The organism is Desulfobotulus sapovorans DSM 2055, assembly GCF_059569355.1.
This window is the reverse complement of record NZ_JCANVJ010000002.1, coordinates 239,745-253,946: the sequence shown is the minus strand read 5'-3', so window position 1 is coordinate 253,946 and position 14,202 is coordinate 239,745. Positions and strand designations below refer to the sequence as shown.

16 protein-coding genes are annotated in these 14,202 nt (G+C 53.3%); 4 read left to right on the top strand and 12 right to left on the bottom strand.

Features of this window, described 5'->3' with window-relative positions; translation table 11 throughout:
• Positions 1-3: 3 nt before the first annotated feature.
• The 9 genes from BR04_RS03815 to mqnE all read right to left on the bottom strand — a co-directional run bounded on the left by BR04_RS03815 (position 4) and on the right by mqnE (position 7,551).
• Positions 4-351, bottom strand: a complete 348-nt coding sequence (locus BR04_RS03815) for a hypothetical protein (protein ID WP_496354665.1) — start codon at positions 349-351, stop codon at positions 4-6.
• Positions 352-396: 45 nt separating this feature from the next.
• Complete coding sequence (locus BR04_RS03810; protein ID WP_496354664.1) at positions 397-747, bottom strand: hypothetical protein; 351 nt, start codon at positions 745-747, stop codon at positions 397-399.
• A gap of 30 nt (positions 748-777) precedes the next feature.
• Positions 778-1,719: an alpha/beta hydrolase gene (locus BR04_RS03805; RefSeq protein WP_496354663.1), complete on the bottom strand. Its 942-nt coding sequence runs from the start codon at positions 1,717-1,719 to the stop codon at positions 778-780.
• A gap of 46 nt (positions 1,720-1,765) precedes the next feature.
• Complete coding sequence (locus tag BR04_RS03800; RefSeq protein WP_496354662.1) at positions 1,766-2,224, bottom strand: pentapeptide repeat-containing protein; 459 nt, start codon at positions 2,222-2,224, stop codon at positions 1,766-1,768.
• 93 nt (positions 2,225-2,317) lie between these two features.
• The gene (locus tag BR04_RS03795) at positions 2,318-2,980 is read right to left on the bottom strand and encodes a GOLPH3/VPS74 family protein (protein WP_496354661.1); all 663 of its coding nucleotides are present in this window, start codon (positions 2,978-2,980) and stop codon (positions 2,318-2,320) included.
• Between the two features lie 64 nt (positions 2,981-3,044).
• Entirely contained in the window at positions 3,045-4,295 is a 1,251-nt protein-coding gene (locus BR04_RS03790) for a NupC/NupG family nucleoside CNT transporter (protein ID WP_496354660.1), read from the bottom strand.
• Positions 4,296-4,517: 222 nt separating this feature from the next.
• Entirely contained in the window at positions 4,518-5,393 is an 876-nt protein-coding gene (locus BR04_RS03785; protein WP_496354659.1) for a menaquinone biosynthetic enzyme MqnA/MqnD family protein, read from the bottom strand.
• Positions 5,390-6,457, bottom strand: a complete 1,068-nt coding sequence (gene mqnC / locus BR04_RS03780) for a cyclic dehypoxanthinyl futalosine synthase (protein WP_496354658.1) — start codon at positions 6,455-6,457, stop codon at positions 5,390-5,392. The genes BR04_RS03785 and mqnC overlap by 4 nt, the downstream gene beginning before the upstream one ends.
• Entirely contained in the window at positions 6,454-7,551 is a 1,098-nt protein-coding gene (mqnE, locus tag BR04_RS03775; RefSeq protein WP_496354657.1) for an aminofutalosine synthase MqnE, read from the bottom strand. Before mqnE ends, mqnC begins: the two co-directional genes overlap by 4 nt.
• Positions 7,552-7,812: 261 nt before the next feature.
• On the opposite strand from mqnE, the gene BR04_RS03770 reads away from it, so the two are divergent.
• The 3 genes from BR04_RS03770 to BR04_RS03760 all read left to right on the top strand — a co-directional run bounded on the left by BR04_RS03770 (position 7,813) and on the right by BR04_RS03760 (position 10,778).
• Positions 7,813-8,964, top strand: coding sequence for a tetratricopeptide repeat protein (locus tag BR04_RS03770; protein ID WP_496354656.1), 1,152 nt, complete (start codon positions 7,813-7,815; stop codon positions 8,962-8,964).
• Positions 8,965-8,980: 16 nt separating this feature from the next.
• Positions 8,981-10,225: a GAF domain-containing sensor histidine kinase gene (locus BR04_RS03765; RefSeq protein WP_496354655.1), complete on the top strand. Its 1,245-nt coding sequence runs from the start codon at positions 8,981-8,983 to the stop codon at positions 10,223-10,225.
• Positions 10,226-10,379: 154 nt separating this feature from the next.
• The gene (locus tag BR04_RS03760; RefSeq protein WP_496354711.1) at positions 10,380-10,778 is read left to right on the top strand and encodes a hotdog domain-containing protein; all 399 of its coding nucleotides are present in this window, start codon (positions 10,380-10,382) and stop codon (positions 10,776-10,778) included.
• Here the strand turns inward: BR04_RS03760 and BR04_RS03755 are convergent, their stop codons facing one another.
• From BR04_RS03755 to BR04_RS03745, 3 genes are read right to left on the bottom strand one after another with little or no spacing between them, the layout of a single operon-like run.
• Positions 10,779-12,149: a hypothetical protein gene (locus BR04_RS03755; RefSeq protein ID WP_496354654.1), complete on the bottom strand. Its 1,371-nt coding sequence runs from the start codon at positions 12,147-12,149 to the stop codon at positions 10,779-10,781.
• A 40-nt stretch (positions 12,150-12,189) separates the two neighbouring features.
• The gene (locus tag BR04_RS03750) at positions 12,190-12,603 is read right to left on the bottom strand and encodes a hypothetical protein (RefSeq protein WP_496354653.1); all 414 of its coding nucleotides are present in this window, start codon (positions 12,601-12,603) and stop codon (positions 12,190-12,192) included.
• Complete coding sequence (locus BR04_RS03745; protein ID WP_496354652.1) at positions 12,600-13,364, bottom strand: ParA family protein; 765 nt, start codon at positions 13,362-13,364, stop codon at positions 12,600-12,602. The genes BR04_RS03750 and BR04_RS03745 overlap by 4 nt, the downstream gene beginning before the upstream one ends.
• Before the next feature lie 112 nt (positions 13,365-13,476).
• Between BR04_RS03745 and BR04_RS03740 the strand changes: the two genes are divergently transcribed.
• A partial coding sequence (locus tag BR04_RS03740) for a hypothetical protein (RefSeq protein WP_496354651.1) occupies positions 13,477-14,202 on the top strand: 726 nt, incomplete at its 3' end.

The following is a 14,202-nucleotide window of genomic DNA, read 5'->3' as shown; positions in this document are numbered from 1 at the left end:
GTTTCAGTTTTCCCTGGAAAAGTCCAGCCATAGATAGTTCACGCCATTGGATGACCAGCGTCTGCCTTCCGTCACCGTGATTTTGGTGCTGTTGGTGGTGAAGAAGAAGACTTGACCGCTTGACAGATGTACGCCGTATTCGTTGGGGGTATCACTGTAAAGATAGGTGGTCGCGAGAAAATTGTAGGGAATGCACCGGGACTCTCCCGGTTGCACCCATTCCCGGATGCTGTTGAAAGACAGAAAACTGATATCAACCCGGATGGTAGCCTTGGAGTGGTTGACGATGCAACGGGCCTGGGCGGAACCGACAAAGAAGAGAAGAAAAAGAAGGAGGACAAGGCGTTTCATGGAAGCTCTCCTTATCGTTACGGGACAGGGTCTCAGTAAGAGGGTTCAGTTTTCTCTGGCAAAGGCCAGCTCCACAAAGGTCACGCCATTGGATGACCAGCGCCTGCCATCCGTCACCGTGATTTTGGTGTTGTTGGTGGTGAGAAAGAAGTTGGCGGTTCCGGAGACGGCCACGCCGTATTCTTTGGTATCCACGGCATCAAGCCGGGTGTATGCAAGAAAATTGTAGGGAATGCACCGGGACTCTCCCGCGTTCACCCATTCCTGGATGCGCTGGATCATCATAAAACTGATATCCACCTTCACCCTGACACTCGATTGGTTGACGATGCAGCGGGCCTGGGCCGGGGCCAGCATGAAGGGAAGGACGAGAAGAAAAAGAAGCCTTTTTTTCATGGGTTCCTCCTGAAAGGATGGTGTGACACATCATTCATGGGGTTTCTTCTGAAGGAAATCCCCCGCAAGGCGGTAGAACCTTTCGCAGGCTTCCGGAACCAGATTTTCAAGATTTAAAAAACCATGGATCATGTCCCCGAATTCTTCGTGTATGGCAGAAACTCCCGCCTGTTTCAGCTTTTCGGCATAGGCTTTTCCCTCATCCTTTAAAGGGCAGAAGCCTGCGGTGACCACAAGGGTTTCCGGAAAAGGGCGCGTCACCTCCATAAAAAGGGGGGACACGGCTTTCCGGTTCTCTTTTTTTTGAAAATAGTGGTCAAGGTACCAGAGGATTTTTTCCCTTTCCAGAAGATAGCCCTTTGCCAGTTCTTCCACCGAGGGCATGGACAGGGTGTAATCCAGACTGGGGTAGATGAGCACCTGTTTTTCGATGGAAAACCCCGTATCCGCCCTGTGGCTGAGGCTTGCCGTAAGGGCGCCGCCGCCGCTGTCTCCCGCAATGGCAAGCCGTTTTTCATGGCCTATTCCCAGATTCTCCAGCAGAGCAAAAGTGCCCTTTGCTGCCTGGGTGACATCCTCAAGACCTGAGGGATAGGGGCAGTCCGGAGACCTGCGGTATTCCACGGAAAGGGTGATGCGGGAAGAGGCCTGCGTCAGCCTGCGGGCAATGCCGTCATAAACAGCAATGCTTCCCGCCATATGCCCTCCGCCGTGGATAAAAAGAAGAACGGCGGGGTGCTGTTCCGGGGCGGGATGATAGATGCGCACGGGCACATCCCGCTCCGGGCCGGGGATGAGGGTGTCCACCACCCTTGCCACGGGAAGAGGCCTTGTGACAAAGGTGCGGGTGAGGGTGGCAAGGCCCTCCCTGGCATTGGCGAAGGTGGGCTGGCTGCCGCTTTGCCGGAAGGCTTCCGCAGCTTTCCGGATCTGTTCCAGAAAGGGCAAGAGTGCTGGATGAAGTGCTGGCATGGAGACTCTCCTCCCGCTGAAATTGTGGAAATGAGGGGAATCGGTTTTATTCGACGCCCTTGCATACGTTCAGGGACAGGGAACCGCAGGTCTGTCCGTTCACCCAGATGGCCCGGGTAAAGTTGGCATTGGTTCTTGTGGCGCCAAGAATATTGGCGCCCGAAAAATTGGCTTTATAAAAATTGCCAAGGGTCAGATGGGCTCCCTGAAGGTTGGCATTGATGAAAAGAGCGCCACTGGCCTGGACTTCGCTGAGGTTCGCTCCGCTGAGATTGGCATTGCTGAGATTGGCTCCGTCCAGACGGGTTCTGGAAAGATCTGCATTGACTAGATTGGCTCCTCTCAGATCCCTGCCTTCAAGGTTCTGGTTGTGGAGATCGCATCCCGGGCATGTGTAAGGTGTAGGGGCCGAGGGTTTTCCCGCAGCATGGAGAAGGCAGGGGAAAGCAAGGGCCAGTATGGCGGCAAAGAGAATGGGGCGAAATAAAGGGCGCTGTTCTTTCACGTAAGGCTCTCCTTGGATTTTTCGGGAAAATGGGTGCCTGGACATGGTGAATCTTTCTGTGTCTGAATCAAAGCATGAATCATGCCATATTTTTCAAACGATGCCGGAAGTGGAGAAGGCCATGGATTCCATGATGAGGATGGACGTCTCCATGATGGCCTGATTCACTTCCCGTCCGATCAGTTCCAGCCGGGCCAGATTCTCGATACGGGGCTGAAGGATCTGGAGTTCTTCTTCCGTAAAAAGATCCTCAAAAAGCTGACAGGCATTCACAAGGCCGACGAGTACGGCATCGCGTGGATCGGGGATGGCGTCGCTGGTAATCAGTTCCTGAAGCCGTGAACGTACTTCCCGGACTTCCCTCCCATCGATCATGGGGTAGCGGCGTGTGGTAAAAACCCAGAGAATTTTACGGTTTTCAATTTTAAGTACCCCCTTTTCCACCAGCAGATCCAGTACACGTTCCTCAAGATCCTGAAAACGGGTGGCAATTTTTTTCAGCCAGTGGGACACGTCCTGTGGAGTTTCTTCTTCCCGCAGGCAGGTCAGGGCTTCGTCAAGCAGGGGAGTTCCCGTTGGTTCCGTCCGGATGATCTTGAGGGTCTGCGGATCCGTGTCAATGCGACCGCTAAGGGCCAGTTCCAGGAGCAGGGCGCCGGACAGGGCAAATTTCAGGGCCTGTACTGGCAGGGGTTTGAGGGTGCCTTTTTGATCGTCCAGGGCCAGAAGCAGAATTTCTTCGGCAAAGGTCAGCATGGTTTTCTCCTTCAAGATGGAACCGGGAAATGGGGTCTTAAGAATTTTGCGGATTCTGGCGGTTTCAGTACAGCATTCCCACCACAGATCCTGTCATCAGTGTGGTCAGAACCCCGGCCAGAATGGAGCGGGGAGCCAGGGAAACGATTTCATCCAGCCTGCCCGGTGCAATGCTGGAAAGTCCACCGATGAGAATTCCCAGGCTTCCGATGTTGGCAAAGCCACAGAGGGAATAGGTCATGATGAGGGTACTTCGCGGAGAAAGGCTTCCCTTCGGAAGGGCTGCCATATCGAGGTAGGCGAGCAGCTCATTGAGAATCACCTTGGTACCCATGAGGCTTCCTGCCACATGGGATTCACTCCAGGGGATTCCGGTCAGCCAGACGAGGGGCCGCATGAGGGTTCCCAGGATGTTCTGGAGGGTGAGGGGGCTGCCCCCCGGAGCCGACAGCATGGCCAGTATCAGATTGACCATGCTGACAAGGGCGACAAGAACCACCAGCAGGGCCACAATCTGGATATACATCTGGAGACCGAGGGTCGTCCCCTTGACCACGGCATCCATGCTGCTGCGGCTCTCCACAGGAGGTGTGATGTCTCCCAGGGTGGGGGGAGCGGATTCCGGGATCATGATGCCTGAAATGAGAATGGAGGCTGGTGCGCTGATCAGGGAGGCGGCAAGAATGTGGCCAAGGGCGTCGGGAAGAATGCTGGCAAGCATGCTCGCATACAAGACAAGAACCGTGCCTGCGATGGTGGCCATACCGCAGGTCATGAGGGTGAAGAGTTCGCTTCGGGTCATGGAAGCAACATAGGGACGGATGAAGAGGGGAGATTCCACCATTCCCGCAAAAATATTGGCGGCACAGCCCACGCCCAGGGCACCCCCAACCCCCATCGCCCGTTGCAGGACGGTGGAAAAGCCCTTGACCAGTACGGGAATGATTTTCCAGTGATAGAGAAGGGTGCTGAGTGCACCGGTGACGATGATAACGGGAAGTCCCCGGAGGGCGAAGATATATGCTGCTCCGGAGTAAGGTTCTTCAAAGGGAAGGGTTCCGCCGCCAAGGTATCCGAAGGCAAAGGTGGTGCCTGCGCGGGTACCTGCTTCCAGGGCTTCAACGGCCTTGTTGAGAAAAAGAAAAAGCTGGGTGAAGGCGGGGACTTTCAGGAATATCAGGGCAATGAGCACTTGAAGCAGGATACCCGAAATCACCAGTCTGGGACTTACGGCTCTGCGGTTTTCCGACAGCGCCCAGGCGATCAGCATAAAGGCCAGCAGCCCGAAGGCGCTTTGCAGCATAGAAAGGAACATCAATCGTTTCTCCGTAAGGGTCAGGATGGAAGGACAGTTTTGCTGTGCATCCTTTTTGCCATTACTTTTCAGGTTTGTACAACCAGGATTTTGATGGGAGAGATGGAGGTTGAAGACTGGAGGTGGCGGGTATGCTGAAAAGCCGCAGGTGTTGACGATCACCTGCGGTATGTTTTTTTGAATTTTGTTCTGAGATTGCAGACAGAGCCGCTTTGCGGGGGATCAGGAGGCTTGCCGGAGTCCCATCGGTTTTGCCTGTGGCAGTGTCGGATCCAGATCCACAAACTGAAGGGCGGGTGCGGCATCAATGAAGCCCATCTTTTCCATGCATGAAAAATAAAAGGTCAGCCCTTCCTGATGGGAAGGGGGCAGGCTGTATTGCAGGGTTTCAAAATAGGCCTTTGCCGTTTCCGGGGGAAGTCCTTTTTCCTGAACCGCCCGAAGACGGATGCTGTCCATGGCCTGCTCTCCCTGCTCTCTGGACAGGAGAAGATGCTGAAGGGCCTTTTTCAGGGCTTCGGGTTTTTCTTTAAGGGCTGCCCGTCTCAGGGCCCAGAGTCCAAAGACAAAGGGATGATGCGTCCTTTCCTTCCAGAGACTGGCCAGGTCATAGACAAAGGGAAAATTTAAGGCCCATGTGGGGGAAAGGGCTGCATCCCCAATGACAAGTCCCCCCGCCATGCTGTCAAGATCTTCAGGATGCCGCACGGATTTTTCCATAAAGGCGCAGTTTACGCCTGCATCCTTCAGGAGAAAGCGGAGCAGGTGGGCGGCGGATGCGGATTCGAGACTTAAAGCCAGGGGTTTACCGCCTAAGGCCTCAAAGGGAAAACGGCTGACAAGCAGTACGCTCATCACCCGTCCGTCACATCCGATCCCGAGATCCGGAACGAGGAGCCAGTCCCTGTGATGCCTCGCATAGGCGAAGGCGGAGATGGCGGAAATATCCAGCCGTCCTTCCGCCAGCATCCCGTTGAGGGTGGCGGGAGGGGCGGAGTGCAGGCAGAGTCCTTCGGGAATGCCTTTTGTATCGAAACCGTAATAGACAGGCCAGACGTTGAGATAATCAATGCGGCCCATGCTTACAAGCGCTGTCATGCGGTCTTCCTTTTTGCATAAAAACAGTCCCGTTCCACAGGTGTGAAGCCTGCTTCCCGGATGAGGTGCCTCAGGGTTTCCATGGGAAGGCGGTAGGAGACACCGGCAGCGGCCACCACGTTTTCCTCAATCATGGTGCTGCCCATGTCGTTGGCTCCGAAAAAGAGGGCGGTCTGGGCGATCTTGTCGCCCTGGGTGACCCAGGAAGCCTGAATATTATCGAAATTGTCCAGGTAGATGCGGGAAAGGGCCAGCATTCTGAGGTATTCCACCGCTGTGGCGGGATTGACCCTGAGGCGGGTGTTTTCCGGCTGGAAGGTCCAGGGGATAAAGGCGGTGAAGCCCTGTGTACGATCCTGAAGTTCCCGGAGACGATCCAGGTGGGTGAGGCAATCCGCCAGACTTTCCACATGGCCGAACATCATGGTGGCTGTGCTGCGCAGTCCCAGCTCATGGGCTGTCTGCATTACTGAAAGCCAGCGATCCGAGAGGCATTTTCCCGGAGAGATTTCTCTGCGTACCGTATCGGCAAGAATTTCTGCCCCGCCTCCGGGGATGGAATCCAGACCTGCGGCCACAAGACGGGAAATGCACTCTCGGTCTGAAAGCCCTGCCTTGTCCGCAAAAAAGGCGATTTCCGGGGGGGAGTAGCCGTGGATATGGAGATCCGGGAAACGGTTTTTGAGTCTTCGTAAAAGGGACTCGTGCCAGTCCAGACGAAGATCCGGATGCATCCCCCCCTGAAGAAGGATCTGTTTGCCGCCCAGGGCGAAGGTCTCTTCAATTTTGAGGAAAAAGGCTTCATCGTCCAGGACATAGGCCCCGTTTTCCGCCCTGTCCTTATAAAAAGCGCAGAAGCGGCAGCCGGAAACGCAGACATTGGTATAATTGATGTTGCGATCCACCACATAGGTGACTTCCTGGGGGTGACGGGCAGAGCGCAGGGCATGGGCCACAGCTCCCAGATCCAGGAGTTCCGCATGTCCCAGGAGGTAAAGACCTTCTTCCCGGCTGATCCGTTTTCCCGAAAGTGCCTGATCCAGTATGGTATTGCAGTCCATCATGCCTCCTCTTTCAAGGGAATTTCCTGGTAAAAACTGTCCCTTTCCACGGGCAGCATACCGACCTTTTCAATCAGATGCTCCAGCCCTTCCCGTGTCAGGCCCTTGGGGGATGTGGCCCCTGCCGTATGGGTGATGCGTTCTTCCACAATGGTGCCGTCCATGTCATCGGCCCCGAAGAAAAGGGCCGTCTGGGCCAGTTTTTCACCCAGCATGACCCAGTAGGCCTTGATATGGTCAAAATTGTCCAGCACCAGGCGGGACACGGCGATGGTACGGAGATCATCCACAGCCGATGTGGGAGGCAGGTGGGACAGGGCCGTGTTGGCGGAGTGGAAGGCCAGGGGAATGAAGGCGGAAAATCCGCCGGTTCTGTCCTGAAGATCCCGGAGCAGGAGGAGGTGGCGAACCCGTTCTTCCAGGGTTTCGATATGGCCGTAGAGCAGGGTGGCGTTGCTGGGAATTCCCTGACCATGCACCTTTTCCATGATTTCAAGCCAGCGGTCCTTGTTGATTTTTTTGGGAAAAAGGGCCTGATGGATGCGGTCATTCAAAACTTCCGCCCCACCTCCGGGCATCATGGCAAGGCCTGCCTGTTTGAGTCTCTCCAGCACCTTTTCGATGGAAAGCCCTGTGATGCTGGAAAGATAATCAATCTCAACGGCGGTGAAGGCCTTGACCGTCACTTCGGGCCGTATTTCCCGGATGAGGTGGAGCAGGTTTTCAAAATAGGCAAAATCGAGGGAAGGATTCAGACCGCCCACCATGTGGATTTCCCGGATATTTTCGGAACTCCGGGAAAGGAGCTGGGTGCGGACATCCTCCAGACTGAAGGTGTAGGCACCGGTGTCCTGTGCGTTTTTGGCGTAGGCACAGAAAACACAGCGGTTGCGGCAGACATTGGAATAGTTGAGATGCTGGTTTCTGATGAAAAAAGCCTTGCGGCCATGACGGCGCAGCCGTTCCGCATGGGCGATCTGGCCCAGACCGTGGAGATCCGGGGACTGGTACAGGGTCATGGCGTCTTCAAAATCCAGACGCTGACCGGTAAGACGTTTTTCGGCAATGGCGTGTAAGCTGGGATCCTGTATGCGCATGGGGCCTCCGGAAGATTATGACCTTGTGGTCATGAATAAGGGACGTCATACGCCACTTGAAGAAGAGGGGCAAGGAAAAGGCGGCTGTAACATGAAAAAAAACAGGGGATTTCCCGTCGGGATCACAGGCAGGGATGAAGCCTGGATTGACAATTGATCCCCATTTCTTTTTCTGTTAGCCTTGCTGAACGTGGGTTGACGCTGACCTTTTCATGTTCTTTTTGTGGATACCCTGCGCTGAAAAAACAATGGGAGACTGGGATGATAGATCTTGAAAAAATGAGCATTCTCATTGTGGATGATATGGACAACATGTGTCGGTCCATCCGCAGTATGCTGAAGATTCTCAATTACGGCAGCAGTTTCCGTCTGGCTGGAAACGGCAGGGAAGCCTTGCAGATTCTGCGCCAGTTTTCTGTGGATATTGCCATCATCGACTGGAACATGCCGGTCATGACAGGGATTGAACTTCTCGATAATATCCGGGAAGACAGAGAGCTTCGGGACATGCCCGTCATCATGATCACGGCGGAAGCCAACAGTGAAATCGTGGCCGAAGCCGCAGAGTCGGACATTGATGCCTATCTGCTCAAGCCCATCACGGTGAAAACCCTGGGCGCCAAGCTGGAAAAGGTGGTGGAAAGGGCCAACACTCCCCCTGAATCCGTGCGCCTTTTAAAGGAAGTCCGGAATCTTCTTGAAAAAGAGGCCTTTGAGGAAGCTTCCGTTCTCTGTAAGACCGCCATTGAAGCGGACAGAAGTTCTTCACGGCCCATCCGCACCATGGGAGAAATTTTTTTCAGAAAAGGGGATATTGATACTGCGGAGCGCTGGTTTGTCAAGGCCGCCCAGATGAACCATCTGGATGTTTTCTCGTTTCATCACCTCGGTGACATCTACCTGAAACGCAATGATTTCGACAAGGCTTTCCGTTTCTATGAAAAGGCCATGAAAATCAGTCCGCGCCATGTGGACAGGGCCATCAATTTTGGCAAGGTGCTTTTACAGAAAGGCAAGATCGACAAGGCAACTTCCGTGTTTGAAAACGGTATCCGTCTTTCGGGCAATCCCGTGGAGTTGCGGGAAGATGTGGCCCGATCCTGCATGGCTGCTGGGGCCTATGATGCGGCCCTCACCCAGCTCCAGAATCTTCACCGTCAGTTCCCCAAACGTCTGGATCTTCTCCGGATGCTGGGCATCGCCCATGAAAATCTGGGACAGCCTGCTGAAGCACTGAATTTTTTTCTCAAGGTGCTTGACAAGGAACCCAATGACTTTGATCTGAATCTGCGCATAGCGCGGATGTATGTGCAGATGAAACAGACCTTCCGGGCTGAGGATATCCTCAAAAAACTGGCCAAGCAGGATCCGGAAAACAAGGATGTCCGGGAACTCATTGCCAAAAACATCTGAATTCTGGAGTGCCTCCATGCAAAAAGAGCATACGATTCTGGAAACCCTTTCCAGCATTACGTCTATTTCAAGGGATGCTGAGCTGGAGGATACGGAAAAACTCCAGCGTCTTCTGGAAACCCTCTGCCAGCTGATCCGGGCCGAAAAAGCTTCCATCATGTTTAAGCGGGGGAATCGCTTTCTGGAAGTTGTGGCGTCAACGCGCAAGGAAATTGTGGGACTCCGGCAGCCCCTGAGCTGTGACAGTCCGTCCTGCTGGGTGATCCGTAACAAAAAAGCCCTGTATATCGATAAAGATATGGACAATCCGGGGATTGCCTGCAAGGGCGGGTACAAAACCGATGCCTTTTTTCTGGCTCCCATTTTCAATATCAACGGGGTGATGGGCGTCCTTTCCATGACGGACAAGGAAGGGGATGGAAATTTTTCCATCAAGGAGAGGGAAACCATCCTGCAACTGGCGGGGATCATCATCAGCGCCATTGAAAATAACAGACTGAATACCCGGCTGAAGGCCCAGCGCAGGCAGCTGGAAAAGAAGAACAAACAGCTTCGGGAATATGAAAAAATCCGTGAGGAATTTTTCAGTCTTCTCGTGCATGATCTCAAGGCCCCCATTGCGGAAGTGGTGGCCAACCTGGATATCCTTTCCTATACGGCAACGGAAGACAATCTTCCCTTTGTGGAAGGTGCCCAGACCAGTTGTGAGACCATGTTCCGCATGGTGTCCAATCTTCTGGATATCACCAGACTTGAAAACAGGATGCTGAAGCTTATCCCCGAACGGCTGGAAGCTCTGGATCTGCTGAAGGAAGCCCTTTCCATGGTGTACGGTCAGGCCAGGATCAAAAACCTGCGGATCGAGAACCTCATGGAAGCCGATACGAATCCGCCCCTTTTCATTGGTGACAGGGGGCTTCTTCTCCGGGTTTTTCAGAACCTCTTATCCAACGCCATCACCCATTCTCCTGAACGGTCTGTGATTCAGGCGGGATATGAGGTAAAGGGATCCACGGTTCTTTTCTTTATCAATGATGAAGGGCCGGGAGTTGTCCCGGAAGACCGGGAAAGAATTTTTGACCGTTATGTACAGGTGGGAGACCGGAAGAGTGCTTACCAGCGGCATTCCATCGGGCTGGGTCTCACATTTTGCAGACTTGCCCTGGAAGCCCATAAGGGACGTATTTTTATGGAGAGCCATGAACCCAGGGGAAGCAGTTTCCGGTTTGTACTGCCAAAACTTTCAAGCCAGATGGAATAGGAGTTTTCTGTTCCTCTTTTTTTTGAACCAAGCCCTTCCGGATTTTTGATGCCGGAAGGGTTGCTTTATTGCTGTGTATGTGTTTTGGGTATCTGCTTTTTCTTCGTAGCCCTGTCTTTTGAAAAAACAGACTGAAAGGAAGGTTTTATTGACAATGAATATTCAGACCCATCAGAGCATGGACACCCGTCTTTGCGGTGTTCCGGAACGTATTGAAAACGGTATTGCCGTGCTTTCCATGGCAACCCAGGAGTGTATGGTGGCGGATGCCAGCGGACTTATCCATGGGGGGTTTCTTTTTGGTCTTGCCGATCATGCTGCCATGCTGGCTGTAAACCATCCCAACGTGGTTCTGGGAGAGAGTTCCTGCCGGTTTCTCAAACCCGTTGTTCTCGGAGACATGCTCATGGCGGAAGCCAAGGTCATCCACAGCAAAGGGAAAAAATATGAGGTTGGGGTTTCCCTCCGTGTGGCTTCCAAGGTGGTCTTTTCAGGAACCTTCATCTGCTTCACGCCGGAAAGGCATGTTCTTGCCAATGGTGCTGCCCTTTGATCAGACCTTGCGCTTGACCCTCCGGACAACTTTACGTTTTTTGGTTTTTTTGCGCTGAAAATCTTCGGGATTGATGCGCTCATCCTGGCTGTAATCGCAGGTGGCTCTGGGGCATTTCAGCCCCTCCTTTCCTTCCTTTGTCATGAAAGCAACCAGAAAGGGGTTGGCACATGTGGGGCAGGGATAATGGAAGGGCTGAGACCAGCTGATAAAATGACAGGTGGCCTGTGAGCAGTCATAGAAGACCTTTCCTTTCTCTGTCTGGTTCACCTGAAGTTTTCCCGTTTTACAAAGGGGGCAGGTGAGTGCCAGAGTCTGTTCAAAGGCGGCAATGCGGGCTTCAATGTCGGCGTCGTCCGCAGGATCGTCTTCTTCCTCTTCCTCTTCCGGTTCGATCTTTTCAGGTTCCGGAACCGCTTGTGCAAGGGGCAGTTCCTGAGGTTCAGGCGGAGGCTCAGGAACGGGCGCTGCCTGAGGTTCAGGCTGAGGCTCAGGAACGGGCGCTGCCTGAGGTTCAGGCGGAGGCTCAGGAACGGGCGCTGCCTGAGGTTCAGGCTGAGGCTCAGGAACGGGCGCTGCCTGAGGTTCAGGCGGAGGCTCAGGAACAGGCGCTGCCTGAGGTTCGGGAAGAAGTTCAGAAACGGGCGTTGTTTCAGATCCGCTTTCCGGAGGGGGAGAACTTCCACGGAATATTTCTTTGACCTGAAGATCATCAGAGCGAAACCCGCCCTTTTCGCTGCGGAGACGGCTCAGCTTTTCGAGAACACTGCGGTTCCATTCCGGAGACACATTTTTTTTAGCTTTGGGAACAAAGGTACCCTTTCTGGAGGGATCGTCCCGATCCTTGAAAAGTTCCGAGAACTGACCTGCCAGAGAATGGGTTTTCAGGGTCTGGACAAAAAAGTTTTTGGCATCGTGGAGATCCTTACGCCCGGAGGCGACTTCTTCAATGGTCTGAACCATGTAAGCCACAAGATTCATCCCCTGCATCCCCGGGAAAAGGGTGTTGACCACCTGAAGCATTTTCAAGGATACAATTTCGGCTTTGAGTTCGCCGTTTTCTTGCAGAGTGACAAGGCCGGATCGGATAAGAGGCTCCAGACCGGACATGATACCAGTGTCACTGCCAAGACCGATATCGCGGATATCCTTCATAAAAGTTTCCCGCGTGTACCGTTTTGGCGGGGCTTCCGTGAACTGACGGATTTCCTCTTCCCTTTCCTCTATCATGACAAGGGAGGTAATGGTGGCAATGTCCAGGGTCAGGCCTGATGGAAAGGCATCCATATCTAAAATGATGCGGATATGATCTGCAAGAACCTCATCAAAATGGGCCCGTACAACGGTAAGAGAATCGGTCAGGTCAGACATAAGCAGGCCTCTTCTTCAAAAAAATTCTTCCAAAAAAGCACTAAACATCCATTGCGGAGTCCCGCATGATGTGCGCATCACCATTAATTTCTTCCACCATATCCGCAAGATCCGAAGCCATTTCCGTAACACGGGAAGGCGGCACTGCTGTCTCATCGGGCATGGTGCTGTCTTCGTTTTCTTCTTCACTCCCTGATGCAGAAAGATAAATACAGTCTCCCTTGCGGTCAAAGAGAATATCCAGGGTAATTTTGACGTCAAAGGAAAGTTTGTAGGCTACCTTGCCCTCATGCACCACAAGATCCCCTTCCCGGAAACTCACATCATCCTGAAGGCCTATTCTGTGCTTTTTCCGGAGCATTTTTTCAATGGCCGCCCAGTCCAGCTCGGCGATGATGGCGTCCATGAGTTCCCGCTCGCTGCTTTGAATGACACTGGTATCACTGACTTTCATGGGTCAACTCCCTTCTGGTCACAAGAATTAACATTCCCTTCATCACACACGCTTTGTACGGTATGGAGCCGTTTTTCTTCGATCCACTGGTACAGCAGATGAAAGGCCAGAGCTGCCGGAGCAAGGAGATCCTGACAGAAAACAGGCCTGTTGGCGGCTTCGGCCCGATGCAGGCAGGAATCTTTCGGGATGGGCGTTGCAGCCATTCTGGACCGGAAAAGTCCAAGGGCCGGGCCGGAAAAAATCTGGGAAAGATGCGCCTTTTCCTGAACACATACGGGAATCAGGGCCAGAAGGGGCAGAGGAGAGTTCTTTTTTCTGCGCATCCACTCCAGTAAGCCAAGGCTGGGGCCAAGGCGGTCAAAGGAAGAAGCATCCATGGGGAAAGGGATGAACACACCATGGGCAAAATCCAGGGCAGCACGGGTGTGGGGAGACAGGGCAGAAGGTGTATCCCAGAAAAAGAGGGTATCCGCTGGCAGCCGGTCGGAGGCTTCTGCAATCTGCGCCTTGAGAGACTCCGGTGAACTTCCCCTCTGGTCTCCATGGATTATGCTGTAAAAAAGTCCCGGTATTTCCCTGTCTTCATAGAGATTCGTATTTTCTATGGGAGAGAGCCAGACCGGGGAGGGCAGGGCGGATTCCGATATCAGCAGCAGGGTGGGTTTTCCCCCTAAGGCTCTTGCTGCGGCAAGGTTCCTTATCGTTGCTGTTTTTCCCGTATGTCTGTTATGGTTGAGGAAACAAAGAATTCGATGCATGGGCGACATTACCATAAAATCTGATTTTGTAAAAACAGCAAAATGCATGGCAAGGCTCCCTTCAGTGGAGCTGTCCATTTGACCTTTTTTCCCCATTTCCTGCGAGGCTGCCATGAAACTGACCTTGTCGCTGAAGGGTATTGACCAGGCCCTGGAAAATCTGCCCTACCGCAATCCCAATACTCCCAAATACAGGCTGATGCTGGCCATACGCAAGCATTTTACTTCTGATGCTGAACTTGCTGATATCCCTGAAATACCCATGGATGCGCTGATCCCGGAAATCTGGGAAACAGAAATGGATGTCCAGGCCATCCGGGCGCGTCGGAAGAATTTTGCCAGCCTGCGTACGGCGCTGAACACGGATCTCAAGGAAATGATGGATCAGGGGCTGAATCCCGAAGGGGTCATTATCGGAAAAAACAATACCTTTGAAATGGCCGATACCATGCGGGAAAAACTTTTGCAGACCGTATCCGGCATGGTGTCCGGAGATGGTGATCAAATAAATATTTCAAGGCTTTATGAGCTTCTTGGTCTTGTTAAAGCCTTTCTGGATCGCAGGGAAAAGGGCCTGGAGGATTCCGATGGGAAAGAGCTTGAAGAATTAAAAAGGCTTCTCGAAGGTGTTCCCGGTCTCCCGGGAGGGGAAGGTTCGAAGGACAGCGGGGACAGTACCGTGGAGGAAAAAGACAGGGAGGCGTCGGGCGAAAGGGGCGGACTTGGGATCGACAGCATAGAGGATTTTTCAGGGGCTGGGGAAGCGTCTGTCGAAGCCCTTGAACCCGGAGACGACGAAGAGCTGATCGAGGTGGAGGAAGGCGAAGCCTCTGAACCC